The following is a 26,132-nucleotide window of genomic DNA, read 5'->3' on the forward strand; positions in this document are numbered from 1 at the left end:
TGACGCGTTCTTGATTGCCCGGCGACGAAACTTGACGGCGGCTTGACGGCGGCGCGCCTAGATTGATCGTTCCGCCACCGACGACGCGCCACCGTCGCGCGCCTTGCGCATGAAACCGATCGCGATCTTCCAGCACGACGACACGCAGCGTCCGGGCTTTCTGAAGCAGACGCTCGAGGAGCTGGGCATCGAACAGCGCACCTTCGTTCCCGAGGCCGACCCGGGCTACGTGCCGCGCGATGCGCGCGACTTCAGCGGCATCGTGCTGCTCGGCAGCAACCGCAGCGTCAACGATCCGCTCTCCTGGATCGAACGCGAAGCGCGCCTGGTGCGGGCGGCGATGGACGCCGACATTCCCGTGCTCGGTCACTGCTTCGGTGCGCAGCTGATGGCGCGCGCGCTCGGCGCGGTGGTCTGCCGCAATGCCTGGCCCGACATCGGGTGGTCGCGGCTGCGCGCGGTGCCGGCCGGGCGGGGAGTGTTCGCACAACCCGAGGTTTGGGCGTTCAACTGGCATTACGAAACGTTCGCGATTCCGCCCGGCGCGCAACGGCTGCTGACCAGCGCGCATTGCATGAACAAGGCCTTTGCGATCGGCAAACACCTGGCTTTCCAGTGCCACTTCGAGGTCACCGAGGACATCGTGCGCGAATGGCTCGACGGCTCGGCGAACGAGCTGCTGGCAGCCAGCGGACCCGCCGTGCAGCAACGTGATGCCATCCTGGCGCAGCTGCCGCACGTGCTGCCCGCCGTGCACGCTGCGGCGGGCCGGATCTACCGTCGTTGGGCCCTGGGCTTGGCCCGCCCGCCGCTGGTGAGCGTCGGCGGGGGCTCCTGAACACCTCATCGTCCGGCCTTGCGCGGCGCGGCCGCTGCGGCGGCCGGGCGGCCGCGCGCGCCGCGTCCAGGAGCGTCGTGCGTGCCCCGAGTGCGGCGTCGGCGGCGGCCGGCGCCGGGTGTCTGCCGCTCGCGCGCGCCGCGCCCGATCAGCCACCACGCCAGGAGCAGCGGTGCCAAGACCGTCAGCAGCGACAGCAAAGCGCCGATCCAGTCGTCCATGGAGGGGCGTACAGGTGCTCGACGCCGCAGGTCTTATTGGCCCGTGCCGCGCACGCCGTCGAGCGCCAGGTTGAGCTTCAACGCGTGCACGCGCGGCTCGCCGATGAAGCCGAGCACCGGCCGTTCGGTGTGCTGCTCCACGAGCGCATGCACGCGTGCGGCGGGCAGCCCGCGTACGCGGGCCACGCGCGCGACTTGGTAATCCGCGGCGGCACGGCTGATGTGTGGATCGAGCCCGCTGGCCGAGGCGGTAACCAGGTCCACGGGCACCGGTTCGGTGTTGCCCGGATCGGCCGCTCGCAGCGCGCCGATGCGCGCCTTCACCGCCTCGGCCAGCGCCGGATTGCTCGGGCCGAGGTTCGAGCCGCCGGAGTTGGCGGCGTTGTACGGCATCGGCACCGTGGCCGACGGGCGGCTCCAGAAAAATCCCGGGTCGTTGAACGGTTGGCCGATGAGTTCCGAACCGACAGCCTTGCCGTCGCGGGCGATCAGGCTGCCGTTGGCGGCATGCGGAAACACGAGTTGCGCCACGCCGGTGGTCGCGATCGGGTACAGCAATCCGGTCACGGCTGAAAGCACAACGAACAGCGTGAGCGCTGGCCGCAGCAGCGCAGGGCGGCGCTCGACTGATTTCGCATCGGCAGCCGCCGCGAGGGAATGGGTATTGAGAGTGTTGTTCATGGCCGAAGCCTTCCTGAAGGCAATCAGAACGTGGCTTTGACGCCGATCACGACACCGGTCCTGCCCAGAAACCGGGTGCTGTTGGCGCTGCCGCCGGGCACGTAGAAGTCCTTGTCGGCGTCGGTGCCGACGAGCGCGATGCTCGGCACGATGCCGTTGAAGTCCCTGCTGACGGTGAGCGACCAGTCGGTGTAGCTGGCGAAGTCGAGGTGGCGCACCTTCTGCCGGCCGACGTGGGGCGTCACCATGACGCCGCCACCGGCATCGAAGCTCGCGCTCAGGTCGAGGTACCAGCTGCCCTTGGTGTCGCGGCCGTTGGCGAAGTCGTAGTTGCCGAAAAGGTTGGTGGTGGCGACCCACAGCTTTGCGGTGGCCGGGCCGAACGCGAGCGCGCCGTAGGCCTCGGTGGTGTTCGGGTTCTTGAACGCCGCGTTCCACTGGCGCGTGCGCGCGCGGGGGTATACGTACTGCACCACGCCGACGTCGAAGTTCAGGCCCTTGACGAGTTCCCCCTTGTAGCCGCCGTAGAGGTCGATCTCGACCTTCGCGTCGCCGTAGGCGTCGTCGATCCACTTGATCGTCGAGCCCCACGCGCCGACGTAGAAGCCGCTCGCGTGGCTCCAGTCGACACCGGCCTGCAGGGCCGGCTTCAGGCGCGTCTGCGAGATGCCGCGATAGCGGTAGTCGCTGACGGCGCCGACGTTGAAGGTCAGATCGGCGGAGGCTGCGCTAGGCAGCAGGGCGGCGCCGGCGATGCCCAGCGAACGCGGCAGGGTGAACGGCATGTGGGGCTTTCGAGAAGATCTGGGACGGCCGAGCGCGCCGTCACGACAGGCCGAGTGCGGCCAGCACGACGTCGATCAGCTTGATTCCGATGAACGGCACGATCACGCCACCGAGTCCGTAGACCAGCAGATTGCGGCGCAGGAGCGTGGCCGCGCCGACCGCGCGATAGGTCACGCCTTTCAGGGCGAGCGGGATCAGCACGACGATGATCAGCGCGTTGAAGATCACCGCCGACAGGATCGCCGACGTCGGGCTCGCGAGCTGCATCACGTTGAGCGCGCCGAGCTGCGGGTACGTGGCGACGAAGGCTGCCGGGATGATGGCGAAATACTTCGCAAGGTCGTTCGCGATCGAGAACGTCGTCAGCGAGCCGCGCGTCATCAGCATCTGCTTGCCGGTTTCGACGATCTCGATCAGCTTGGTGGGGTTACTGTCGAGGTCGACCATGTTGCCGGCCTCCTTGGCGGCCTGGGTGCCGGTGTTCATCGCCACCGCGACGTCGGCCTGCGCCAGCGCGGGGGCGTCGTTGGTGCCGTCGCCGGTCATCGCGACCAGCCGGCCAGCGGCCTGATGCTCGCGGATCAGCTTGAGCTTGGCCTCGGGCGTGGCTTCGGCGAGGAAGTCGTCGACGCCGGCCTCGGCCGCGATCGCCGCGGCCGTGAGACGGTTGTCGCCGGTCACCATCACGGTCTTGATGCCCATGCGGCGCAGCTCGGCGAAGCGCTCCTTGATGCCGCCTTTGACGATGTCCTTGAGCTCGACCACGCCGAGCACGCGCGCATCGTCGGCCACGACGAGCGGCGTGCTGCCGCGGCGCGAGACGTCGTCGACGGTGGCCTGTAGTGCCGGCGGAAAGCTGCCGCCCAGCGACTCCACGTGCTTGCGGATCGCGTCGGCCGCGCCCTTGCGCAGCAGGCGCGCGCGGCCGGCCGAGTCCTGCAGGTCCGCACCGCTCATCCGCGTCTGTGCGGTGAAGTGGACGAAGCTCGCGCCGAGTGCGGCGACGTCGCGCTCGCGCAGCTGGAACTTCTGCTTGGCCAGCACGACGATGCTGCGACCCTCGGGAGTTTCGTCGGCCAGCGACGCGAGCTGCGCCGCGTCGGCAAGGGCCGCTTCCTTGACGCCTGCGGCGGGGATGAACGCGCTGGCCTGGCGGTTGCCGAGCGTGATGGTGCCGGTCTTGTCGAGCAGCAGCACGTCGACGTCGCCGGCGGCTTCAACCGCGCGGCCCGACGTGGCGATGACGTTGGCCTGCATCATCCGGCTCATGCCGGCCACGCCGATGGCGCTCAGCAGCCCGGCGATCGTCGTCGGGATCAGGCAGACCAGCAGGGCGACGAGAATCACGAGGCTGACCGGCTGGCCGGCGCCGACGGCCTGCACGCCGAACGCCGAGAACGGCAGCAGCGTCACGACCACCCCGAGGAAGACGATGGTCAGCGCGACCAGCAGAATGGTCAGCGCAATCTCGTTGGGCGTCTTCTGTCGCTTCGCGTTCTCGACCATCGCGATCATGCGGTCGACGAAGGTTTCGCCCGGGTTGACGACGACGCGTACGACGATCCAGTCCGACAGCACCCGGGTGCCGCCGGTCACCGCCGAAAAGTCGCCGCCCGATTCGCGGATCACCGGCGCCGATTCACCGGTGATCGCGCTTTCGTCGACCGAGGCGACGCCGTCGATCACTTCGCCGTCGGCGGGAATGGTGTCGCCGGCCTCGATGAGCACGATGTGGCCCTTGCGCAGGCTGTCGGCCTCGGTCGGGTGCCAGTGCATTGAGGTGCGCGGCTCGCCGCGGCGGTACTCGCCTTCGAGCTTCTTCGCCCAGGTCTGCTTCTTCAAGCCGCGCAGCGACGAGGCCTGCGCTTTGCTGCGGCCCTCCGCCAGCGCCTCGGCGAAATTGGCGAACAGCACGGTGAACCACAGCCACACCGCCACGCCGATCGTGAAGACGTCGGGCCTGGCCGCGGCCAGCGCCGTGGTGAAGGCGCTGCCGACATAGACGACGAACATCACGGGGTTGCGCCACTGCACGCGCGGGTCGAGCTTCTTGAAGGCGTCGGCGACGGCCGGGGCCATCAGCGCCGGGTCGAACAGGGTCAGGGTCTTGCGGGTCATGGCGCGTGTCTCACTTGGCGGCGTGCAGCATCAGGTGCTCGACGACGGGTCCCAGGGCCAGGGCCGGCACGTAGTTCAAGAGGCCGACCAGCAGCACCGTGCCCACGAGCAGCAGCACGAACAAGGGGCCGTGCGTCGGCAACGTGCCGCCGGTCACCTCGAGTCGCTTCTTGGCGGCCAGCGCACCGGCGATCGCGAGCACCGGCACGATCACGCCGAAGCGGCCGAACCACATCGCGACGGCGAGCAGCATGTTGTAGAACGGGGTGTTGGCGGACAGACCGGCAAAAGCGCTGCCGTTGTTGTTGGCTGCGGACGAGAGGGCGTAGAGGACCTCGGAGAAGCCGTGCGGCCCCGGATCCTGGATGCTGGAGCGGCCGGATTCGGCGATCACTGCGACCGCGGTGCCCACCAGCACGAGCAACGGCGTGACCAATATGGCGATCGAGACCATCTTCATCTCGTACGCCTCGATCTTCTTGCCGAGGTACTCGGGCGTGCGGCCGATCATCAGGCCTGCGATGAAGACCGCCAGCATGGCGAACACCAGCATGCCGTAGAGGCCCGCGCCGACGCCGCCGAAGATCACTTCGCCGAGTTGCATCATCGCCATCGGCACGAGACCGCCGAGCGGCGTGTAGCTGTCGTGCATAGAGTTCACCGCGCCGCAGCTCGCGGCGGTGGTGATGACGGCGAACAGCGTCGAGGCGTTGGTGCCGAAGCGCACCTCCTTGCCTTCCATGTTGCCGGCCGAGGCGTCGACCCCGAGCGCGGCGAGGGCCGGGTTGCCCTGCTGCTCGGCCATGGTGGTGGCGACCACGGCGGCGACGAAGACCAGCGTCATCGCCGCCAGCACCGCGAAGCCCTGGCGCGGATCACCCACCACGCGCCCGAACACGAACACCAGCGCTGCCGGGATCAGGAAGATCGACAGCATCTGCAGGAAGTTGGTCACCGCGGTCGGGTTCTCGTACGGGTGCGCGGAGTTGGCGTTGAAGAAGCCGCCGCCGTTGGTGCCCAGCATCTTGATGGCCAATTGCGACGCGACCGGCCCCATCGCGAGCGTCTGCGTCTGTCCTGCCTTGTCCTCCATCACCGGCTGGCCCGCGGCGTCCTTCATCGGCTGGCCGCCGGCGCCGAGCCTGGGCTCTTGCCACGCCTGCACCGCGATCGTCTGCACGGTCTCGTAGGGCTTGAAGTTCTGGATCACGCCTTGACCGGCGAGGACGAGCGCGAAGACGAACGAGAGCGGCAGCAGGATCCACAACGTGGCGCGCGTCAGATCGACCCAGACATTGCCGATGGCCCGCGCCGAGTGGCGCGCGAAGCCGCGGATCAGGACGACGACGACGACGATGCCAGTCGCCGCGGACAGGAAGTTCTGCACCGTCAGCGCCAGCATCTGCGTCAGATAGCTCATCGTCGACTCGCCGCCGTAGCCCTGCCAGTTGGTGTTGGTGACGAAGCTGATCGCGGTGTTGAAGGCCGAGTCCGGCGACACCCCGGCCATGCCTTGGGGGTTCAGGGGCAGCACGGCCTGCAGACGCTGCAGCGCATAGACCGCGAGCACGCCGATGCCGTTGAACACGAGCAGCCCGATGGCATAGGAAAGCCACGGCTGCTCGCGCTCGGCGTCGACACCGGCCACACGGAACAGCGGGGCCTCGATGCGCCGGCCCCAGGCGAAGCGGCCTTGCATCACCGCTTCGATCAGCCGGGCAAGCGGCCAGGCCAGCAGCAGCAGCGTCGCCAAGTAGGCGATCAACTGCATCCAGGCGGGCGCGTTCACGAGAAGTCCTCCGGCCGCAGCAACACGGCGAGCAGGTAGATCAGCAGGCCGATGGCGATCAGGCCACCCGCGACATCCCAGCCAGTCATGCTGCCCCCTTGCGGCTCCGCAGGCGCTCGCAACCCCTTGCGACGGCGACGATGGCCGCCCAGAAGGCGCCTGCAGCGATGAGATAAGCGATGTCCATGCACCCTCCGATTCGTACGTTCGAATGCTCGGCCGTACGGCGTCAAGAGGTTGCCAAGATTGGCGGCGCCGCCATCAAGATTTCGTCAAGATGAGGCGTCGAAGAGGCCGCCGACCGCAGCAACACGTAATGTGCAGTCGCCGATTGGGTCTGCTTTGCGGATGGTCAAGTCGCGGTCAGCTCCAGAAACGTCGACGACTGCTCTGGTCGAAGGCAATGGGCTGCTAAGGGTCGATCGGGCTTCCGAGAGGCAGCTTACCGGCGCAACGTCGAGTGACTCCTCATGGCCGTTCTGAGACGTTGGTGAGCGGCAGCTTGGAGGCAGGCCAGCCTACGCACGGAGCCGCCCGCGGCGTTCCACGACAGGCGCTTCAGCGCTCGCCGCGATCGAGAGGCGCATCTCGGCCCTGACTAGCCGGGGCACGGAATGGCGCGGAAGGCACCCGCGTCGGCTCGTCTGGCCGCCTGCTCGACCATGTCGGCACGCCCTGGAGGAACGACTTGATCGATGCAGCCAGCCTGAGATCGCGCGGCTCGCGCGTCTCGGCTAGCGCCCGCCCAATCTGCATCCAAGCCTTCAGTGCCTCAGCACGGGTGTTCTTGGCCGGAGCGCTCGACTTCGACACAGCCCTGCCGACCCGCAGGCGTCCCTCCTCGGCCGCCTTGACACGCCAGATCGGCTCATAGTTCCGGCTGTGCCCCCGAGTGGCCTGGCGCGTCGCCTCGGCCTCGATCCCTCGCTCGCGCAGCTTTTCGGCAAAGGTCTCGCGCCAGCGGTGCAGGTCCGCCTTGCGAGGGTTCAGGCGCTTGCCGTGCTTGGACTCGGCGCGGACGCTGATGTGCACGTGAGGGTTGGTTTGGTGATCGTGGAGCACCATCACGTACTTGTGATCGGCCAGCTCCACCCGTGCGAATTCGCGCGCCGCCCACTGCACGCTTAGCGGGTCTGTTCCGCGCGGCATGGAGAGCATGATGTTGTACGCCTCGCGTCGCTCAGCGACGTCCGGGATGTAGGACCCGCCGAAGCGCCAGTCGTCGGCGACCTCGCGCAGCGCCTCCCTCCCCTGCATCTGCTCACCCCGCTCGTCTTCCATCTCCAGGCGCCCGTTCTTACTGATGTAGCGCAGGTGCGCGGCGATCGCGCACATGCCACGTCCACCTCCCGTGACCTTGACCATCACCTGGGGCGCGCGGCGGAGAGCCGTTGCCTCGATGCGTTGACGGATCGCCGCGGCGCCTTGGTGGGCGCCCCCTCTGAGACGCGGCTCCCGGCGTGCGGGGACGGTGCGGTTCCCCGGGTAGAAGAGCCGGTCACCCCACTGGATCAGGACGCCGTCGACGTTGGCTGGCTGGGTCATGACGCCTCCTTCAGGTCAGTTGATTGGCAGAGGCTGCGCCGCGCCTGCCGCGCGGCGGCTCCAAGCCCGCGAGCGCGCCCGAAGCGAGCGCGAGGTGGCGGCGGACGTCGACAAGCAACGCCTCGAGCGCCGCGCGGTACTCCTGTAGCGCCGGCACGCTGCCACGCCGAAGCACGGCGTTCAGCTGGCTGAGGCTCCGGCTGAGCGTGGCGAGCTCGGCCGTCGAAGCGATCAGAGCGGCACGTTGATCGGTGCAGCTTGTAGCCGCGGCGACCGCAGGCACTTCAGCGATCAGCGTTGCAACGTACTCACCGGGCGGCATCCCTGCCCGCCTGGCGCGGTCTCGCAGGAGAACCGCGTCGTCGCAACTCATCCGAAGGAAGACGCGCGCGCGCGCTCGGCGAGCGTGATGCTCAGGCAGCGCCGGCGCAGCAATGTCCGCCGGCCCGCCGCGCCCCAGAGCAGCGGCTAGCAGCTGGCGGACCAACTCGGAGGGCGACTGACCTGCGGCGTTGGCGCGCTCCACAAGCGCGGCCCTGAGCCCCTGAAGATCGATCGTGATTCGGTCGCGCGGCAACGTTTGCATCCGAACCTCCCGACGGCGTGAGCGTGTCGGACAACTGGCGCCACTGGCGCCTATCCTGCACTCACCAATGTAGTCAGTGTTGAGTCAGACCCACGCCCTTGGCGCGCTGATTTGGGGATCAATTTCAGCGCTCGACTTGGCATCAAGAGCATCCAAGATTGCGCCACTTGAACAGAGACCGACACAGGTCCGAACAGAGCTGAACAGCGAGCGCACCGAGACCGTTCGCCAAGCGATCAAGGAGCGAACACATGCGAACTGAGACCGAACAGCCGCCGCACGGAGGTGAACTGCGACCGACAAAGCGATGCACCCGAAACGAGGGGGAGCGGTGACGTGCGGCTTGTTCCCGCTCAACCGCCTGGGCGAAGTACGCGCAAGGCGCGGGAGTTCGCGGCGGAGATCGCGCACCTTCGCGCGCAGGGCTACACGCTCGAGGCGATTCGCGCGGCGCTGGCCAGCGCCGGTGTCGTCGTAAGCCTAAGCACGGTCCAAAGAGAAGCTGCCCGGCGCGAAGCGCACCCCACCTCACGGTTAAGCACTCCCGCATCCGCTTCCCAGTCGCACCAGGCGTCTGACAACTCTGCTGCAGCACTAGTCGGCGGCGCCTTCGCTGATCGGCGCAGCGGAAAGGAGATCGCGGAGGACTTCATGCGCAACCGAATCACCAACCAACTATTTCGCTCAAAGAATCAGTCATGAAGATCGCCGTCATGAACTTTTCAGGCAACGTCGGCAAGACGACCATCGCCAGGCATCTGCTGCTGCCGCGGATTGCGGGCGCCGAGCTCATCATGGTCGAGAGCCTGAACGCGGGGGAAGGCGCAGGTCAGGCGCTGCGAGGCAGGCAGTTCGGCGAGCTGCAGGAGTATCTGCAGACCGTCCCGAGCGCAGTGGTGGACGTCGGCGCCAGCAACGTCGAGGAGCTGCTCGGCTTGATGCACCGTTATCGCGGCAGTCACGAGGACTTCGACTGCTTCGTTGTTCCGACGGTGCCTGCTCTCAAGCAGCAGCAGGACACCATCGCCACGTTGGCTGAGCTGGCGGGAATCGGCGTTGCCGCCTCCCGCCTCAAGCTGGTCTTCAATATGGTCGAGGACGAGACCGCCGTCGCGCCCGCATTCGATACCCTCCTCGCCTTCCTCAGGGAGCAGCCGATCGCCACGGCGAACATCGCCTGCGCCCTTGGCACGAACGAGATCTACGCACGGATCGACGGGTCCAGCGCAGATCTGTATCGGCTCGCTTGTGACGAAACGGACTACAAGGCGCTCATCGTTCAGGCGAAACAGGCCCCCGAACGGCTTGCGCTGGCACAGAAGCTAGCCACCCGCCGACTCGCCTGCGGCGTCATGCCTCAGCTCGATGCGTGCTTCGCCGCGCTCGGGCTCGAGCAGGATCAGGGCGCCCCTTCTACGAAGCAGACCCAGCCGCTGGCGGCGCCATGAACCACCCGGCGACCCTTCGCGAAGCACTGCTCGCCGACCTTGTCGGTGATGTGGCGCGATTGCTTGACCGCGTCGAGGCGCTGCGACCGACGTTCACCGAGTCCACCGACAACATGACCGCTGCCCAGGCGTCCCTCCTCGCACAGCTTGCCGCGTTCGACAGCCACATCGTCGCCCTGGCCGAAAAGGCCAAGCTCCAGACCGTGAAATACATACTGGCGCGCACCGACGAAGCCGCGAATCGCACAACCGAAGCGCAGATCCGCGCGATGAGCGCAGCCGCACGGGAGCTCTTTCGTTCGGAGCTCGAGCCCGCGCTGCACGGCGCAGCCGCTCCGCTGCGCCGGCTGGAGCAACAAGCGGGGCGACCGTGGCTACGCTGGCTGACGCACGCGGCCACGGCGGCGGCAGCCTCTGCCGGCACGTGGGCGCTCGTCGCGCATGCGTGCGGACCCGGCGGAGCGGGGACCTGAGTCGCGCGTGGTGGTGCCATCGACGCGCATCAGCCCTGCGAACCCGCATCCCGGTGACTCGAGCCGACGTCGGCTCCGCCGACCGCTGCGCCGAGCACCCGAATGACAGCAGCCAGGCTCCGCACCCTCGATGGCTGCGCGCCTGGCCGGCCCAGCCGGCAGCGCCGGCGAGCGCCCGTCGGCTTGCAGGGGTGCCGCACTCAAGTCGGAGTCTGGCACCCCACCTGATCAGCCTTTGAGCTTGCGCATCTCCTCAGCCAGCACCCACAGCGCGCGATTCAGGTTCACGCTGCGATCGATGCTGCGGACCGCGCGCGTCTGCAGCCGTCGTCCTGCGTCGCCCCGCCCTGTCTGCCCGCCTCGCATCGTGTTCTCCTGCGTGCGCTGGAACACCGACCATACGCTGTGGCCCACGTCCTCCGGCCGCCGTGCTTCGAGCAACTGGTCGGGTGTCACCGGCGCGGGCGGCTGGCCTTCGCTCCGCTCACCGAAACGCAGCGTCAGCGCCGCGGTCGCATAAGCTCGCTCTTCCTCGCGGCTCAGCTCGAGCGCCTTCATGCCGTCGATCGAGGCATCCACGGCCTGGAAATCGTCGAGCACCCGGAACGCGCCCTCGATCACCTCGTGCTGGATGTTGCCCTTGTGCGGGATCCGGATGTCATTGGTGACGCTGCCGACCACCAGGCCATTGCAGCAGACGAACCGGAAGGCGCCGGCGAGCATCTGGTACGCGCTCGCGCCGTCGTGGCTGTTGATGAGGATGACCTCATTGGCCTCGGGCCGCGTGCTGACCTGGCCGGCGTGGCGCATCCGAATCAAGTGCTTGGTGAACTCGGTCTTGCCCTCGATCCGGCTCTGGCCCTGAGCGACCATGAAGGGCTCGAAACCCTCCCGTCGCAGGCCGCGGAGCACCTCGATGGTCGGAATGTAGGTGTAGCGCTCGGACCGGCTGGCGTGCTTGCCCTCGGCAAAGATCGACGGGGCTGCGCGGCGCATCGTGTCTTCGGAAAGCGGCTGGTCGCTGCGGACGACCTGGGCGCTGCGAGTGAAGCGGGTCGCAAGGCTGGGCGTGGTGTTCATGGATGGCTCCTGGTGCGCGGGCGAGATCACTCGCCCCCTGGGGTTCAGAACGGGATGTCGTCGTCGCTCGGGGTGGCGGGCCCCGCAGGTGCCTTGGGCGGGGTGCTGGCCTGCCGGGCGCGGCGCGCCTCCGCCTCGGCCTTGCTGTCGAGGTAGTCAATCTCCTCGCAGGTAATGCCGTAGCCGTAGACGGTGATCCCGCTGGCGTCGGTGTAGTTGTTGTTGCGCAGGCGCCCGACGACGTTCACGCGCGAGCCCTTGCCGAGGTACTCGGCCGCGTTCTCGGCCTGCTTGCCCCAGAGCGTCCACGGGATGGCGGTCGCCTCCTCGGGCTCGCTGCCGCGCCGCACGTTGCTGATGACGTTGACGGTCCCACGCGCGACGAGGCCGTCGCGGCCGTTGACCTGCTCGAGCCGGATGGCCGAAGCCAGGCGGGCGTTCCTCTGTTCGACTCTGACGAATGCCATGCTGATCTCCTCGAACGAAGGCGGCGCGAGCCAGACCCGGTGCCCGGCTCTTCAAACGATCCACCTTTGCTTGGAAACCTCTCGTTCCCGCCCACGGGCGGGCGGAGGGTGGGCATGGCCCCTTCCCTCACGGGAAGGGGTTGGGGATGGGTGGGGGAAGAAGCAGCCGAAGCGATGAGCCGGCTACCCGGCCCACCGCATTGAAGATCCCCCACCAGTCCCCCTCACAACGGGACGGGGGCGCAGCTGGGGGAGCGCGGTGGGTCAGCCCGGCGCGAACGGCTGGTACAAGAACAGAGGCCCGCAGCAGAAGCGGACGCTGTGACAGGTCCCCTGGCGCAGAGCGGCCGCGCGCAGGCGCCCGCCCATGATCCGGAGCGCCGGCGACTCCGCGGCCGACGTGACACCAAGCGAGAGCGACTGGCGCGGCGGACGAGCTGGGGCGAGCACTTCCAAGAAGGCGGCCCGGCTGCGGGCGTGGCGGGTGCCGGAGGTGACGATCTGGCCGGCGCGGGAGGAAGCAACGCGCAGCGCTGCGCGCGACGCGCCGGCCAGGTCGTCAAGCGGGCGTCGGTCGTGTACCCGCGACGGACATCAGGCCCGCGATCCTTTGGCACGGGAAGGGCCGCCTCAGTTCACGCCGACGTAGTCGGCCTGATTTGACGGTAGGTATATACCCTGGCCGGTACTTGCAGACCGTCGACCAAGTAAGGGCTGGTGACCCCCTAGCCCCTCTCGGCATGGAGCCCTCCAGATTGCTCGCGGGTGCCCCACGCATGGCAAAGAGGAAGGGGGTACAGCTGGGGGTATGTGGCTACCTCATCCTTTCCCGCCCGCACGCGGCACATAGGAGGAGTGCTGCACGATGTGACTGTCGCCCTCTCCGCCAGCGCTGGCGCGTCGCCGCCGCCGATCGCGTCTCGCGCGCCTCCCTTCCCTCGCGCGCCTCCCTTCCCTCGCTGCACGTCCTCCCCTCGCGGCATTCCCGCGCACTCGCTGCGGCGTGACCGCGCGCGCTCACGCCGATCGTCCCGCTCACGGCAGTGACGACAACGCGCGCGGCCGCACGAGCGCAGCTGCCGGGTCCCGATCTTGCGTGCCAACCGGCTGCGGCCGGACGACACTCTCGACGCTGTCGTTCAGCAACCTCGCACTGCCAGCGGGCCCTTGCCCGCGGCGTGCAGGGTGGCGCCGTCTCGCACGTCGATCAACGAGGAGGAAACATGGAAGTACGCAATCCGTCACCCGACCTCTACAACGAGGACCTCGCGCCCGTGAAGGAGCGCAACTGGGGCGCCTTCAGCATCTTCAACGTGTGGACCTCGGACGTTCACAGTCTTTGGGGCTATTACCTCGCCGCGAGCCTGTTCCTGCTGTGCGGAAGCTTCACCAACTTCATCGTCGCGATCGGCCTCGGCTCGTTGGTGATCTTCTTCCTGATGAACCTCGTCGGCTACGCCGGCGTGAAGACCGGCGTTCCCTACCCGGTGCTCGCGCGCGCATCGTTCGGCGTGTGGGGCGCCAACCTGCCGGCACTGGTGCGCGCGATCGTCGCGTGCTTCTGGTACGGCGCGCAGACAGCTGCCGCCTCGGGCGCGATCGTCGCGCTGTTGACCCGCACCGACAGCTTCATGGCGTTCCACACGTCGACGCGCTTTCTCGGTCACTCGGGACTCGAGGTGGCCTGCTTCGTCGTCGTCTGGGCATTGCAACTCCTGATCATCCAGAACGGCATGGAGACGGTCCGCAAGTTCCAGGACTGGGCAGGCCCGGCCGTCTGGGTGGCGATGCTGGTGCTGGCGGTCGGGCTCTGCATCAAGGCCGGCGGGTTCTCGTTCGATCACGCCATCCCGACCGAGGTGCTGGTCGCCAAGACCAAGGATGCAGGCGTGACCGGCGCGCCGGGCTCGCTCGGCGCCCTGCTCGCGGTCGCCGCGACCTGGGTCACCTACTTTGCGGCGCTGTATCTCAACTTCTGCGACTTCGCCCGCTACGCCCCGGACAAGGCGACCGTCCGCAAGGGCAACCTGTGGGGCCTGCCGATCAACCTGCTGCTCTTCTCGCTGGTCGCCGGGGTGACCACGATCGCGGCCTACAAGGTCTACGGCGAGGTGCTGCTGCACCCCGAGCAGATCTCGGCCAAGTTCGACAGCTGGTTCCTCGCCTTGCTCGCCGCCCTCACGTTCGCGGTGGCGACGCTGGGCATCAACGTGGTCGCCAACTTCGTCTCGCCCGCGTTCGATTTCGCGAACGTCTTTCCGCGCCGCATCGACTTCAAGAAGGGCGGCTACATCGCCGCGGGCATCGCGCTCGTGCTCTACCCGTTCGCGCCGTGGGAAGGCAACGCCGCCGCGTTCGTCGGCGCGATCGGCGCCACGATGGGCCCGCTGCTCGGCGTGATCCTGGTCGACTACTACCTCATCGCCAAGGGCAACGTCGACGTCGAGGCGCTGTATCGCGAGGACGGCGAGTACCGCTATCAGGGCGGGTGGAACATCAAGGCGCTCGTCGCGACCGGCATCGGCGCGCTGTTCTCGAGCATCCTGCCCAACTTCACGTCGCTCCTGCCCGCATGGTGGGGCGTGTACGGCTGGTTCTTCGGGGTTGCGATCGCAGGCGGCGTGTACCTCGTGATCTCCAGCATGCCCAGGCGCGCGCCGAGGTCGGTGCCTTCGAAGGCCTGACTGTTCGGTCGCGCCGCGTGCGTGGCGCAGCTTGCGGCCGCGGTTTCGCCAGGTCTCGCGTGGAGCCGCGACGTGATCGTCAGCACGGGTCAATGACGCTGGGCGATGACGTCCGACGCAGCGCTCGGGGGCCGCGCGCTGCGGTGCGCACGAAGCCTCGCGTGCGGAACCTAGAATCGCGATCCCTCAACGATCCCGACGGATTCACGGCACACCATGGCAACTGCAAAGAAGGCGCCCATCAAGACCGCGAGCAAGACCGCATCGCGCAAGCAGGCAACTGCCACCAAGGTCGCGACGAAGGCGGCTGGTCCGCGGGCGACAGCCAAGAAGGCGAGCGCGCCGGTCGCGTCGAAGACGGCTGCGCCGAAGGCAGCCAGCGGCGCGATGAAGCCGATCAAGGCGGCGTTCAACAAGACTGGTCTGACCAATCACCTGGCGGAGACCACGGGCGTCGAGCCGCGTGCCGTGAAGGCGGTGATGGCGGCGCTCGAGAACGCGATGATCGCGTCGATCGGCAAGAAGGGCGCGCGCAGCTTCGTGCTGCCGGGCCTGCTGAAGGTGACCGCCGTCGCCACCCCGGCCCAGAAGGCGCGCAGGGGCATCAACCCCTTCACCAAGGAAGAGACCACCTTCAAGGCCAAACCCGCGTCGGTAAAGCTGAAGGTGCGCGCGATGAAGAAGCTGAAGGACGCCGCGCTCTGACGCGAGCGGCTCGCCCGGCACCCTGCCCCGGGCTCCTCCTTTCGCCGTGATGGGCCTGGCAGGCGCATCTCGGCGGCAAGAAAAAAGGCGCCTCGTGGGGCGCCTTTTCGCAGGGAGCGCCCGAAGGCGCTCGACGGGTCGATCAGCGGACGACCTTGATCTCGGTGCGCTGCGGGCCCTTGTACGTGAACAGCGTGAGCGCGCCGTTCTTGATGTCGCCCTTCTCGTCGAACGAGATGGTGCCGGTCACGCCCTTGTAGCCGTCGGTCTTGGCCATCACCGGCAGATAGGCCTTCGGGTCGGCCGAGCCGGCCTTGACCATCGCGGCGACCATGACGTTGACGGCGTCGTAGACGTACGGCGCGTAGAGCTGCACGTCGATCCCGAACTTCTTCTTGTAGGCGGCGCGGAAAGCGTCCATGCCGGCCTTCTGGGTGCCTTCGACGCCACCCGCCTCGGCGCAGATGACCTGGTTGTCGGCCATTGCGCCGCCGGCGAGCTCGGGGAGCTTGCTGGTGCAGATGCCGTCGCCGCCGAGCATCTTGGCGTTGATGCCCAGCTGCTTCATCTGGCGCAGCATGGGGCCCGCGACCGCGTCCATGCCGCCGTAGAACACGACGTCGGGCTTGGTCGCCTTGACGGCGGTGAGGATGGCGGTGAAGTCGGTCGCCTTGTCGTTGGTGAACTGCGAGCTCGCGATGCTGCCGCCCGACGCCTTGACCGCCTTGGCGAACTCTTCGGCGACGCCCTGTCCGTAAGCGGTGCGGTCGTCGATCACCGCGATCGACTTGCCCTTGAGCTCGCGCACGGCGTAACGACCGAGCGTACCGCCCAGGTGCACGTCGTCGGCGACCACGCGGAACGCGGTCTTGAAGCCCTGGCGGGTGTACTGCGGATTGGTCGCCGACGGCGAGATCTGCGGGATGCCGGCCGCGCTGTAGATCTTCGACGCCGGAATGGTGGTGCCCGAGTTCAGGTGGCCGATGACGCCGTTGACCCGCGAGTCGACCAGCTTGTTGGCGACCGCCGAACCCTGCTTCGGGTCGGCCGCATCGTCTTCGGCGAGCAGCTCGAACTTCGCCTTCTTGCCGCCGATCGTCACGCCCTTGGCGTTGAGCTCGTCGATGGCCATGCGGGCGCCGTTCTCGTTGTCCTTGCCGAGGTGCGCGATGCCGCCGCTGGTGGGGCCGACGTGGCCGATGCGAACCACCAGGTCCTGCGCCGACGCGGCGCCGGCCAGCATCAGCGCAGCCGCGGCGCACAGAACGTTGAACTTCATCTGCATTCGATACCTCCGATTGGAATGGATTCCGGGCGCGCCGTCTGCCACGACCGAAGCGGAAAACGATAACCGAAAAGGTCCCGTTGACAGCTGCAGATCGACCCTGATCGACGGCGCCGCGCCGCGCCGGGCAAACGGCTCGTCAGTAGCGCCCGCGCTGGCTGGCGACCGCCCGCTCGACGACCTCTCGCAAGGTCTGCGCCAGCTGCTGGCGCGCGTCGCGCACCAGGGCGTCGCCGGCACGCGCGACGATCGGCGCGAGCACCTCGCGCAGGCGCACCTCGAGCATCAGCTCCACCTGCGCCTCCACCTCGGCCAGCACGCGCACGACGAGCGGATCGTCCGGTGCGGCAAGCGCCCCGAAGGCGCTGTCGGTGCCGCGCCGACCCCAGCCGGCGCTCTCGGGCGCGCCGGCGCGGCGGTCGGCGTGCCGGCGCTCGAGGCGGCGACGCTCGACGAAACCGGCTTCGGCGTCGGCGGCGGATCGCTCGGACGCGAGCCCTGACGGCCCCGGCGCCGACTCGGCAGCGCCTGTGGCGCTTCGAGGGCTCGACGCCGGAAGGTCCGCGGCCGATCCTGGCTCCGTCCGCGCCGACGCGTCCGTCCGCGATGCGGCCGCGGCCTCCGGCGCCCCGCCTGCCGCCTCCGGCTGCCCGACACGCAGCGGAAGGTCGGCGGCGTTCGCCAGCGGTGTGGTCAGCGTCGGCACGTCGCCCGGCGGCACCGCGGCCTGCGGGGACGACGCGCCTTCGAGCCCTGCCTCGGGCCGGGGCACCGGCTCGGCCGACGTCGTCGCCTCCGCCGGGGGGCCCGCCGGCCACTCGACCACGTCGGTCAGCGTCGGCACGCCCCGCGGCACCGGCGGACGCCGCGGGCTCATGCAGCCACCTCCCGTCGGGCGATCAGGTAGCCGCGGCTCGCGTAGTGCTTCCAGCGCTCGCGCGCGGCCGCGCGGTCGTCCGCTTCCTGCGACACGACCTCCACCACACGCGCAAAGCTCTCGAAACCGGGCGGCGTGCGGTCGTGCAGATTGAGCAGCGTCTCGTGGCGCGTCGCCAGCCGGGCGTCCTCGAGCAGCCACACGGTCGATGCCTGCAGCGGCTCGGGAACCGCGTCGGCACGATCGGCACGCTGGTGCGGCACGAAGGCCTCCGGGTCGAAGGTCCAGAGCTGGCGGTCGAAGCGATCGAGCAGCGGCGCCGGCGCGCACACCACCACCGGGCCGCCTTTCTTCAGCAGCTCGTCGAGCAGCCGGCAGGCGTATGACGTGCGATCGGCGGCATTGAAGTGGAACGTGATCTCGGTCATCGCGTCGCGGCCCTGCCGCGCAGGTCTCAGGACGCGTGCGACAGCACGAAGTGCGTGAGAAGCCCGACCGGGCGGCCGGTCGAGCCCTTGCCGGCACCGCCCTTCCACGCCGTGCCGGCGATGTCGAGGTGCGCCCAGCGGAAGTTGCCGGCGAAGCGGCGCAGGAACATCGCCGCCGTCACCGCGCCGGCCGGCCGACCGCCGACGTTGGCGACGTCCGCGAAGTTGCTCTTGAGCGCATCGTCGTACTCGTCGTCGAGCGGCATGCGCCAGCACGGGTCGAGCGCCGCGCGGCTCGCGTCGACGAGGCGCGCGGCAAGCTCCTCGTCGGGCGTGAAGAGCCCCGAATGATGCGAGCCGAGCGCGACCACGCAGGCGCCGGTCAGCGTCGCGACGTCGACCACCGCCGCGGGCTTGAAGCGCTCGGCGTAGGTCAGCGCGTCGCACAGGATGAGGCGCCCCTCGGCGTCGGTGTTCAGCACCTCGATGGTCTGACCGGAAAGGCTCGTCACGACATCGCTCGGCTTCATCGCGCGCGCGTCGGGCATGTTCTCGCAAGTCGGCACCAGGCAGACGAGGTTGAGGCGCGGCTTGAGCTCGGCGATCGCGCGCAACGCGCCGAGCACGCTCGCGGCGCCGCTCATGTCGAACTTCATCTCGTCCATTTCGCCCGAGGGCTTGATCGAGATGCCGCCGCTGTCGAAGGTGATGCCCTTGCCGACCAGCACGATCGGCGCCTCGCCCTTCGGCGCACCGTCGTAGCGCGCGACGATGAAGCGCGGCGGCTCGGCCGAGCCGCGCGCCACCGCCAGGAACGAGCCCATGCCGATCTTCTCGATCGCTTTCTGATCGAGCACCTCGACCTTGAGCTCGAACTCGGTGCCGATGCGCGTCGCCTCGTTCGCCAGCACCGTGGGCGTGCAGTGGTTCGCGGGACGGTTGCCGAGCTCGCGGGCGAGCGCGACGCCGGCCGCGATCGCACGACCGCGGCGCAGTCCCTGCTGCACGGCTTTCGCGTCGCCCCTGGTGCAGAGCAGCGTGATGCTCTTGAGCGGACGCGCCGGCGGAGCGCTCGGCTTGGTCTCGCGGTACACGTAGGTGGCGTCGCCGGCCGCCGCGATCAGCGCCTCCGCGTGCGCCTCGCCGAGCTCGCCTTCGCCGGCCCAGCCGATGCCCACGTGCACGGCGCCGCTCGACGCGAGCTCGGAAAGACCTTTCGCGACGGCGGCCTTGAACGCCTTGGCGGACGTGTCGCCGGCGACCGCGAACACCACACGCGGCGACTTCACGCCCGCGGGGCGGTGCATGTAGATGGACTTGCCCTTCTTGAGCTGCAGGTCGCCCTGCTCGATCGCGTCGTTCAGGAGCGTCGACAAGGCGGGCGGCAGCGCGGGATCGACTCCATCGCCGCGGACGATCAGCACCAGCGTATCGAGCGTCAGACCCGCAAGGGCTGCCGGCTGCGTGATCTGGTGACGGAAGTCCATAATCGCCCGCGCAGTCAAAGAGCGGGCGATGTTATTCGATTCCTCCCTGCGCCGAGAGCTGGCCCAGACCTTCGGCGCGACCCTCGTCGTGATCCTCACCATCGTGCTGACGATCATGTTCATCCGCACGCTCGGGCAGGCTGCCGTCGGCAAGGTCGCGGCGCAGGACGTGGTGCTGCTGCTCGGCTACGTCGCGCTCGGCCACCTGCCCACAATGCTCGCGCTCTCGCTCTTCATCGCGGTGGTCGGCACGCTCGGCCGCATGTACCGCAGCAGCGAGATGACGATCTGGTTCGCGAGCGGCGTCTCGCTCGCGCGCTTCGTGCGCCCGGTGCTCGCGATGAGCGCGCCGGTGCTGGTGGTGATCGCGCTGCTCGCGCTCTTCGTCTGGCCCTGGCAGAACGAGCGCAGCGCGCTGCTGAAGGAACGCTTCGAGCAGCGACCCGACATCTCGCGCGTCGCGCCGGGTCAGTTCCAGACGTCGGGCGACGGCTCGCGCGTGTTCTTCTACGAGGGTCCGGCCGAGTCGGTCAACGCCGGCCGCAACGTGTTCGTGCTCGCGCACGGCGACGACGTGGAGTCCGTCACCACCGCCAACACCGGCCGCATCGAGGTCGAGCGTGATGGCCGCTACATCGTGCTGACGCGCGGCCAGCGCAACGAGCAGAACACGCGCACCGGCGACGCCACGCTGGCGCGCTTCGAGGACTACCGGGCGCTCACCGGCGAGCGCATCCCGGCAAGCGCGACCGAGCTGCCGGTGCGCGCGCGCGCGTCGCTCGACCTGGTGCGCGAGCCGACGCCGCGCAACCTCGGCGAGCTCGCCTGGCGCCTGGGTCTGCTGTTCGGCGCGTTCAACCTGGTGCTGCTGGGCATCGGCATGTCCGCCGCCAACCCGCGTCACGCGAGCAACTGGAACCTGCTGTTCGCGCTGCTCACGTTCTTCGTCTACTACAACCTCATCAACCTGACGACGGCCTGGATCGCGTCGGGCAAGGCCTCGCTCGGCGTCACGCTCGCCGCCGCGCACGGCAGTGCGTTCGTGATCGCGCTCCTCGTGCTGGGCTGGCGCGAGCACCGCAACAGCCGGCGCCCGCTGCTGCCGCGCATGCACGCGCGCGCGCGCGCCGGCGCGGCGGCAGGCGCTGCGTGAAGACGGTCCGGCGTCTTTTCAACGGCGACATCGTTTCGGCGGTGGCCTTCGTCGCCGCCGCGTTCGCGTCGCTGTTCTTCTTCATCGACTTCGTCGACGAGCTGCGCTCGACCGACGCGCGCGGCTTCACGGTCGGCGGCGCGGCGCTCTACTCGCTGCTGCAGCTGCCCGCGCACCTCTACGAGCTGGCGCCGATCGCGGTGCTGATCGGCACCATCTACGCGCTTGCGCGGCTCGCGCAGACATCGCAGTACACGATCCTGCGCACCAGCGGTCTGGGCCCCGGGCGCGCGCTCTGGCTGCTCGCCAGCCTCGGTATGGCCTTCGGCGTGCTCACCTTCGTAATCGGCGACTACGTCGCGCCGCCGAGCGAGCGGCTCGCCAGCGACTTCCGCGCCAGTCGCACCGGCAGGATGGGGCTCGGCGGCAGCGGGGCCTGGCTGAAGGAGCACGCCGACACCGCCGAGGGCGCACGCAGTTATTCGATCAACGTCCGGCAGGCCGAGGGTGGCTCGCGCCTGCGCGACGTCCGCGTGTTCGAGTTCGACGCCGACGGCCGCCTGCTGCGGCGCTACGCGGCAGCGCGCGCGAGCGTGGGTCGCGACGGCGTCTGGGTGCTCGAGGACGTCGCCGTCACGCGCTGGGAAGACGCCGCCGAGCGCGGTCGCGTTCACGCCGAGAAGGTCGCCGAGCTGCGCTGGGCGAGCACGCTGCGGCCGGACGTCGTCGCCGCCGCGGTGCTGCCGGTGAGCACGATGTCGACGCTCGACCTCTACCACTACATCGGCCACCTGTCGGCCAACGAGCAGGCCGCGCAGGCGCACCAGATCCAGTTCTGGCGGCGCGCGCTCTACCCGTTCGCGTGCCTGGTGATGATGGGCCTCGCCTTGCCGTTCGCCTACCTGCGCGTGCGTGCCGGCGGCGTCAGTCTCAAGGTGTTCGGCGGCATCATGCTCGGCATCAGCTTCATCCTCGTCAATAACGTGTTCCGTCACCTCGGCATGCTCGGCAACTGGGAACCGTGGGTCGTCGGCGTGACGCCGGGCCTTGCGTACCTGACGCTCTCGATGCTCGCGTTCTGGTTCCTGGTGCGCTATCGATGAGCCGCGGCCTCGTCCTCTTCGCGCACGGCGCGCGCGACCCGCGCTGGGCCGAGCCGTTCGAAGCGGTCGCGGCACGCGCCCGCGCCGCAGACCCCGCGCTCGACGTCGTGCTCGCCTATCTCGAGCTGATGGCGCCCAGCCTGCTCGAGGCCGGGCGGCAGCTCGCGGCGCGCGGCTGCACCGACGTGGACATCGTGCCGCTCTTCCTCGGCGCAGGCGGCCACATCCGGCGCGACCTCCCGCAGCTGCTGGCGCAGCTCGAAGCCGAACTGCCGACCCAGCACTGGCGGCTGCACCCGCCGGTGGGCGAGCTGCCGTCGGTGATCAACGCCATCGCGGCGGCCGCGCTCGGCGCCGCGGCGAGCGGCCGGCGCGACCTCGCCGAGCCCACGGCGCCGCCCGAGGCTGATGAATAATCGCCCGCGACCGTCGCCGGCAAGCGCTCACCCGCGGGGAATATGAACCTTCATCAGTTCCGGTTCGTCCAGGAGGCGGTTCGCCGCGACCTCAACCTCACCGAGACGGCCAAGGCGCTCTTCACGTCGCAGCCCGGCGTCTCGAAGGCGATCCTCGAACTCGAAGGCGAGCTCGGCGTCGACATCTTCGCGCGCCACGGCAAGCGCCTGCGCCGCATCACGGAGCCGGGCCGCGAGGTGCTGAAGTCGATCGAGGTCATCATGCGCGAGGTCGGCAACCTCAAGCGCATCGGCGACGAGTTCTCGAAGCAGGACGCCGGCACGCTGTCGATCGCGACCACCCACAGCCAGGCGCGCTACTTCCTGCCGGTGCCGGTGGCGCAGATGCGAAAGCGCTTCCCCAAGGTCAACATCAGCCTGCACCAGGGCACGCCCGAGCAGGTCGGCCGGATGCTGGTCGAGGAGGTCGCCGACATCGGCCTGGCCACCGAGTCGCTCGGCAACTTCGAGGACCTCGTCACCCTGCCCTGCTACGAGTGGCAGCACGTCATCGTGCTGCCGGCCGGCCATCGCCTCGCGCAGCAGGAGCGCGTGACGCTCGAGGACCTCGCCGCCGAGCCGCTGATCTCGTACCACCCCTCGTTCTCAGGCCGCACGCGCGTCGACCAGGCGTTCGCCACGCGCCAGCTCAAGCCGACCATCGTGCTCGAGGCGATCGACGCCGACGTCATCAAGACCTACGTGCGGCTCGGCCTCGGCGTCGGCATCGTCGCCGAGATCGCGATGCGCGACGAGCCGTCCGGCGGCGACCTCGTCGCGCGGCCGGCCGGTCACCTGTTCGGCCAGAACGTCGCCAAGATCGCGTTCAAGCGCGGCGCCTACCTGCGCAACTTCGTCTATGCGTTCGCCGAGATGATGTCGGACCGGCTGACGCGTGCCCTCGTCACGCGGGCGATGAACGGCGACCCGGAGAACTACCAGCTGTGAGCAGCACCACACCCGAATCGCGGGCTTTCCCCGCGCGAACGCCAGCCTTCACGAGCCGTCTGCCGAACGTCGGCACGACCATCTTCACCGTGATGTCGGCGCTCGCGCAGCAGCGCGGTGCGGTCAACCTCGGCCAGGGCTTTCCGGATTTCGACGCCGACCCGGCGCTGCTCGACGCGGTGAGCGCCCCGCTGCACGGCGGCCTCAACCAGTACGCGCCGATGGCCGGCATTCCCGAGCTGCGCGAGGCGGTTGCGCGCAAGGTCGCCGACTGCTACGGCCGCAGCTACGACCCGGGGCGCGAGATCACGATCACGGCGGGCGCGACGCAGGCGATCCTGACCGCGGTCCTCGCGTTCGTACACCCCGGGGACGAGGTGATCGTGCTCGACCCGTGCTACGACAGCTACGACCCGGCCGTCACGATGGCGGGCGGTGTTCCGGTGCACGTCAAGCTCGCGGCCGGAACGTTCGCGCCCGACTTCGACGCGATCGCCGCCGCGCTGTCGCCGCGCACGCGCGCCATCGTCGTCAACTCGCCGCACAACCCGAGCGGCACGGTGTGGAGCGCGGCCGACATGCAGCGCCTCGAGGACCTGCTCGCGCCGACCGACGTGCTCGTCATCAGCGACGAGGTCTACGAGCACATGGTCTACGACGGTGCGGCGCATCAGAGCGTCGCGCGCTTCGCGGGACTCGCCGAGCGCAGCGTGCTGATCTCGAGCTTCGGCAAGACCTACCACGTGACCGGCTGGAAGATCGGCTACGCGGTGGCGCCGGCGGCCCTCATGGACGAGTTCCGCAAGGTCCACCAGTTCAACGTGTTCTGCGTCAACACGCCGATGCAGCACGGCCTGGCCCGCTACATGGCCGAGCCGCGCCATCACCTCGAGCTGCCGGCGTTCTATCAGCACAAGCGCGACCTGTTCCGCGCCGGCCTCGCGCGCACGCGCCTGGTGCCGCTGCCCAGTGCGGGCACCTACTTCCAGTGCGTCGACTACCGCGCGGTGAGCGATCTCGACGAGGTCGCGTTCTGCCGCTGGCTGACCGAGCACATCGGCGTCGCGGCGATCCCGCTCGCGCCGTTCTACGCCGACGCCTTCGAGCAGCAGATCGTCCGGCTCTGCTTCGCCAAGCGCGACGAGACGCTGCAGCTCGCGCTCGACCGGCTCGCGGCGCTGTAGCGCCGGCTCAGCGCGCGCGATCGGCGCCCGTCGCGCGGTGGGTGTGCAGCACCTGCGCCTGGCCGCCGTCCTCGCCCCAGCCCGAGACGTCGAGGTCGAGCGCGCCGTCGTCGCGCGGCTTGGCGGCACCGTCGGCGCGCGCCTCGGTGGCGGTGTGGCCGCCCGCCGCATCGGTCGACAGCACCGGCTCGATCGGCCCGCTCGCGATCACCGCCGCATCCTCGTCGAGCGGCAGCAGGAGATCGATCTCGAGCGGCTCGGAAGGCGACGCGACAACTTCGTCGCGCGACGCGGAAGAACGGCGCTCGGGAGCGCGCGGACCGGCGAGATCGCGCGCGATCGCGTGAAGGAACAGCAGGTCGCGGTATGCCGGAAAGTCGAACGCCTCGCCGTCGCTGCTGCTGCGATGGAACAGCATCTCGTCGAGCCGGCCCGCCGCAGCGACGGGGTCGCTCCACACCGCCTGCAGCTCGCCCAGGGTGTCGGTGTACTCGTCGAGCGCGCGGCCGGAGCTGCCGTCGACCGACCAGCCGGGAGCCAGCGCCTCGAAGCGAGCATTGAACGCCTCGCGGGTGCGCTCGTACGACTCGCGATCGTTGCGGCGCCGGTGGATCTCGAGCAGCTTCAGGTACGGCAGCGGGCTGTCGCCACTCGCCGCGATGTGGTCGTCGAGCAGCTGGATCGCGGTGGCGTCCTCGCCGAGCACGACGAAGAACTCGGCCTGCTGCTCGAGGTCGATCCATTCGTCGAGCGCGGGATCGGTGCCGGTGTCGAGCGCGCCCGTGGCGGCGAAGGTCGAGGCGCCGCCGCTCAGCGTCGCCGGGCTCGTGGACGACGGCGCCTCGTTGCGCTGGCTCTCGATGCTCGCGCGGTAGCGCTCGGCGAGCGCGCGTGCCTCCGCGCGAGCGGCCGGACTCGGGTCGCCGACCTTGACGCGGCCGCGCTTCGGCTTGGCGGGCGTGGCCTCGTTCGCCGCAGGCGCTTCTTCGGCCAGCTCGCCGCGGCGCGATGCGCGTTCGCCCGCAGCCGGCGCGATCAGGCGGCCGGGCGAGGTACCGAGATCGACGGGACCGCTCGACGCCGGCCCGGGCTCGGTGGCAGCCGCGCTGTCGCGCGGCGCTGCGGCCGGCGTCGGCAGTGGAGTCGGTGCGGACGCCGGGGCCGCGCTCAGGTCGGCGGCTTTCGTCGTCGCAGTCGTGCGCGGCACCGTATGTGCGCCGCTCGCCACCGCGTCGCGAACCATCTGACGGCGGCCGCGCCACCAGCCGACCGCGACCGCGGCGCACAGCAGGACCAACCCGCCGATGAGCTGGAACAAGCCCGAACCGGCGTCGCCGGTTCCGGCGTGGCCGCGCAGCTCCTCGAGGGTGCCGGTCGCCGCCTGAAGGTCGCGGCGCAGGCGCGCGACCTCGGCTTCGAGATCGCGGATGCGCGTCGCGTCGATCGCGTCGGTCGCACTCCTCGTGGCGCGGCTCGGGTCCGGAGCAGCCGGGTCAGCCGCCGGTGCGGCCTGCGCGACGCGGTAGACGGATGGCTCGTCGGTTGCGGCTCGCGGGAGTCGGGCCGGTGCTTCGAGTGCAGCGGGGCTTGCGAACGCGGGTGGAGCGGCGCCGACGGCACTTGCCGCGTGAGGCAACCCGCAGCAGGCGATCAATCCCAGCGTGAGGAATAGCGAAGCGTTGCGCATCGTCGAGGGCTGGCCCGAAAAGACTCTAACACGCACCCCCGGCGCGCCCGAGAGCCGACGCCGCGGGGTAGCCCGAGGGCGTGAGCGGGGGTCGCGATGCCACA

26 protein-coding genes are annotated in these 26,132 nt (G+C 69.3%); 10 read left to right on the plus strand and 16 right to left on the minus strand.

What is annotated here, in order from left to right; all coding sequences use genetic code 11:
• Positions 1-109 precede the first annotated feature (109 nt).
• On the plus strand, positions 110-838 hold the full coding sequence (locus HQN59_RS21090; protein WP_176071098.1) for a type 1 glutamine amidotransferase: 729 nt from the start codon (positions 110-112) through the stop codon (positions 836-838).
• 5 nt (positions 839-843) lie between these two features.
• On the opposite strand, the gene HQN59_RS21095 is transcribed toward HQN59_RS21090, so the two are convergent.
• The 8 genes from HQN59_RS21095 to HQN59_RS21130 form a co-directional block, all read right to left on the minus strand.
• Positions 844-1,059, minus strand: coding sequence for a hypothetical protein (locus tag HQN59_RS21095; protein ID WP_176071099.1), 216 nt, complete (start codon positions 1,057-1,059; stop codon positions 844-846).
• 33 nt (positions 1,060-1,092) lie between these two features.
• Positions 1,093-1,740, minus strand: a complete 648-nt coding sequence (gene kdpC / locus HQN59_RS21100; RefSeq protein WP_176071100.1) for a potassium-transporting ATPase subunit KdpC — start codon at positions 1,738-1,740, stop codon at positions 1,093-1,095.
• A 23-nt stretch (positions 1,741-1,763) separates the two neighbouring features.
• Positions 1,764-2,525, minus strand: coding sequence for a TorF family putative porin (locus HQN59_RS21105; protein ID WP_176071101.1), 762 nt, complete (start codon positions 2,523-2,525; stop codon positions 1,764-1,766).
• Positions 2,526-2,565: 40 nt separating this feature from the next.
• Positions 2,566-4,644 (minus strand): potassium-transporting ATPase subunit KdpB, encoded by a 2,079-nt coding sequence (gene kdpB, locus HQN59_RS21110; RefSeq protein ID WP_176071102.1) that lies wholly within the window; start codon positions 4,642-4,644, stop codon positions 2,566-2,568.
• Between the two features lie 10 nt (positions 4,645-4,654).
• Positions 4,655-6,433 carry a potassium-transporting ATPase subunit KdpA gene (kdpA, locus tag HQN59_RS21115; RefSeq protein WP_176071103.1) on the minus strand — a complete coding sequence of 593 codons (1,779 nt, stop codon included), beginning with the start codon at positions 6,431-6,433 and terminating at the stop codon, positions 4,655-4,657.
• A complete protein-coding gene (gene kdpF / locus HQN59_RS21120) occupies positions 6,430-6,522 on the minus strand; it encodes a K(+)-transporting ATPase subunit F (protein ID WP_176070780.1) in 93 nt (30 codons plus the stop codon). The genes kdpA and kdpF overlap by 4 nt, the downstream gene beginning before the upstream one ends.
• Positions 6,523-6,991: 469 nt before the next feature.
• Complete coding sequence (locus tag HQN59_RS21125; protein WP_176071104.1) at positions 6,992-7,978, minus strand: relaxase/mobilization nuclease domain-containing protein; 987 nt, start codon at positions 7,976-7,978, stop codon at positions 6,992-6,994.
• Positions 7,979-7,988: 10 nt separating this feature from the next.
• Complete coding sequence (locus HQN59_RS21130; protein WP_176071105.1) at positions 7,989-8,564, minus strand: hypothetical protein; 576 nt, start codon at positions 8,562-8,564, stop codon at positions 7,989-7,991.
• A 698-nt stretch (positions 8,565-9,262) separates the two neighbouring features.
• Between HQN59_RS21130 and stbB the strand changes: the two genes are divergently transcribed.
• Positions 9,263-10,012, plus strand: coding sequence for a StbB family protein (stbB, locus tag HQN59_RS21135; RefSeq protein WP_176071106.1), 750 nt, complete (start codon positions 9,263-9,265; stop codon positions 10,010-10,012).
• A complete protein-coding gene (locus tag HQN59_RS21140; RefSeq protein WP_176071107.1) occupies positions 10,009-10,485 on the plus strand; it encodes a hypothetical protein in 477 nt (158 codons plus the stop codon). Before stbB ends, HQN59_RS21140 begins: the two co-directional genes overlap by 4 nt.
• Positions 10,486-10,713: 228 nt before the next feature.
• Here HQN59_RS21140 and HQN59_RS21145 read toward each other — a convergent pair whose 3' ends face one another.
• Positions 10,714-11,565 carry a DUF932 domain-containing protein gene (locus HQN59_RS21145; protein ID WP_176071220.1) on the minus strand — a complete coding sequence of 284 codons (852 nt, stop codon included), beginning with the start codon at positions 11,563-11,565 and terminating at the stop codon, positions 10,714-10,716.
• A 44-nt stretch (positions 11,566-11,609) separates the two neighbouring features.
• Positions 11,610-12,032, minus strand: coding sequence for a single-stranded DNA-binding protein (locus HQN59_RS21150; RefSeq protein WP_176071108.1), 423 nt, complete (start codon positions 12,030-12,032; stop codon positions 11,610-11,612).
• 1,223 nt (positions 12,033-13,255) lie between these two features.
• On the opposite strand from HQN59_RS21150, the gene HQN59_RS21155 reads away from it, so the two are divergent.
• Entirely contained in the window at positions 13,256-14,716 is a 1,461-nt protein-coding gene (locus HQN59_RS21155; RefSeq protein ID WP_176071109.1) for an NCS1 family nucleobase:cation symporter-1, read from the plus strand.
• A gap of 170 nt (positions 14,717-14,886) precedes the next feature.
• Here the strand turns inward: HQN59_RS21155 and HQN59_RS26900 are convergent, their stop codons facing one another.
• Positions 14,887-15,117: a hypothetical protein gene (locus HQN59_RS26900; RefSeq protein ID WP_342451269.1), complete on the minus strand. Its 231-nt coding sequence runs from the start codon at positions 15,115-15,117 to the stop codon at positions 14,887-14,889.
• On the opposite strand from HQN59_RS26900, the gene HQN59_RS21160 reads away from it, so the two are divergent.
• Entirely contained in the window at positions 15,104-15,421 is a 318-nt protein-coding gene (locus tag HQN59_RS21160; protein WP_342451270.1) for an HU family DNA-binding protein, read from the plus strand. The genes HQN59_RS26900 and HQN59_RS21160 overlap by 14 nt on opposite strands.
• Positions 15,422-15,563: 142 nt before the next feature.
• Here the strand turns inward: HQN59_RS21160 and HQN59_RS21165 are convergent, their stop codons facing one another.
• From HQN59_RS21165 to HQN59_RS21180, 4 genes are all read right to left on the minus strand, one after another.
• A complete protein-coding gene (locus HQN59_RS21165; protein WP_176071111.1) occupies positions 15,564-16,706 on the minus strand; it encodes a branched-chain amino acid ABC transporter substrate-binding protein in 1,143 nt (380 codons plus the stop codon).
• A gap of 139 nt (positions 16,707-16,845) precedes the next feature.
• Positions 16,846-17,583 carry a ferredoxin reductase domain-containing protein gene (locus tag HQN59_RS21170; RefSeq protein ID WP_176071112.1) on the minus strand — a complete coding sequence of 246 codons (738 nt, stop codon included), beginning with the start codon at positions 17,581-17,583 and terminating at the stop codon, positions 16,846-16,848.
• The gene (locus HQN59_RS21175; RefSeq protein ID WP_176071113.1) at positions 17,580-18,011 is read right to left on the minus strand and encodes a DNA polymerase III subunit chi; all 432 of its coding nucleotides are present in this window, start codon (positions 18,009-18,011) and stop codon (positions 17,580-17,582) included. Before HQN59_RS21175 ends, HQN59_RS21170 begins: the two co-directional genes overlap by 4 nt.
• 26 nt (positions 18,012-18,037) lie before the next feature.
• Positions 18,038-19,498 carry a leucyl aminopeptidase gene (locus HQN59_RS21180; protein ID WP_176071114.1) on the minus strand — a complete coding sequence of 487 codons (1,461 nt, stop codon included), beginning with the start codon at positions 19,496-19,498 and terminating at the stop codon, positions 18,038-18,040.
• A 28-nt stretch (positions 19,499-19,526) separates the two neighbouring features.
• On the opposite strand from HQN59_RS21180, the gene lptF reads away from it, so the two are divergent.
• From lptF to HQN59_RS21205, 5 genes are read left to right on the plus strand one after another with little or no spacing between them, the layout of a single operon-like run.
• Positions 19,527-20,651 carry an LPS export ABC transporter permease LptF gene (lptF, locus tag HQN59_RS21185; protein ID WP_176071115.1) on the plus strand — a complete coding sequence of 375 codons (1,125 nt, stop codon included), beginning with the start codon at positions 19,527-19,529 and terminating at the stop codon, positions 20,649-20,651.
• Positions 20,648-21,754: an LPS export ABC transporter permease LptG gene (lptG, locus tag HQN59_RS21190; RefSeq protein WP_176071116.1), complete on the plus strand. Its 1,107-nt coding sequence runs from the start codon at positions 20,648-20,650 to the stop codon at positions 21,752-21,754. The genes lptF and lptG overlap by 4 nt, the downstream gene beginning before the upstream one ends.
• Positions 21,751-22,170: a sirohydrochlorin chelatase gene (locus tag HQN59_RS21195; RefSeq protein WP_176071117.1), complete on the plus strand. Its 420-nt coding sequence runs from the start codon at positions 21,751-21,753 to the stop codon at positions 22,168-22,170. The genes lptG and HQN59_RS21195 overlap by 4 nt, the downstream gene beginning before the upstream one ends.
• Before the next feature lie 42 nt (positions 22,171-22,212).
• Positions 22,213-23,157: a CysB family HTH-type transcriptional regulator gene (locus HQN59_RS21200; RefSeq protein ID WP_176071118.1), complete on the plus strand. Its 945-nt coding sequence runs from the start codon at positions 22,213-22,215 to the stop codon at positions 23,155-23,157.
• Complete coding sequence (locus tag HQN59_RS21205) at positions 23,154-24,341, plus strand: methionine aminotransferase (RefSeq protein WP_176071119.1); 1,188 nt, start codon at positions 23,154-23,156, stop codon at positions 24,339-24,341. Before HQN59_RS21200 ends, HQN59_RS21205 begins: the two co-directional genes overlap by 4 nt.
• A gap of 7 nt (positions 24,342-24,348) precedes the next feature.
• Here the strand turns inward: HQN59_RS21205 and HQN59_RS21210 are convergent, their stop codons facing one another.
• The gene (locus HQN59_RS21210) at positions 24,349-26,028 is read right to left on the minus strand and encodes a hypothetical protein (protein ID WP_176071120.1); all 1,680 of its coding nucleotides are present in this window, start codon (positions 26,026-26,028) and stop codon (positions 24,349-24,351) included.
• Positions 26,029-26,132: the final 104 nt, after the last annotated feature.

Source organism: Rhizobacter koreensis (genome assembly GCF_013366375.1).
GTDB lineage: Bacteria > Pseudomonadota > Gammaproteobacteria > Burkholderiales > Burkholderiaceae_C > Schlegelella_A > Schlegelella_A koreensis.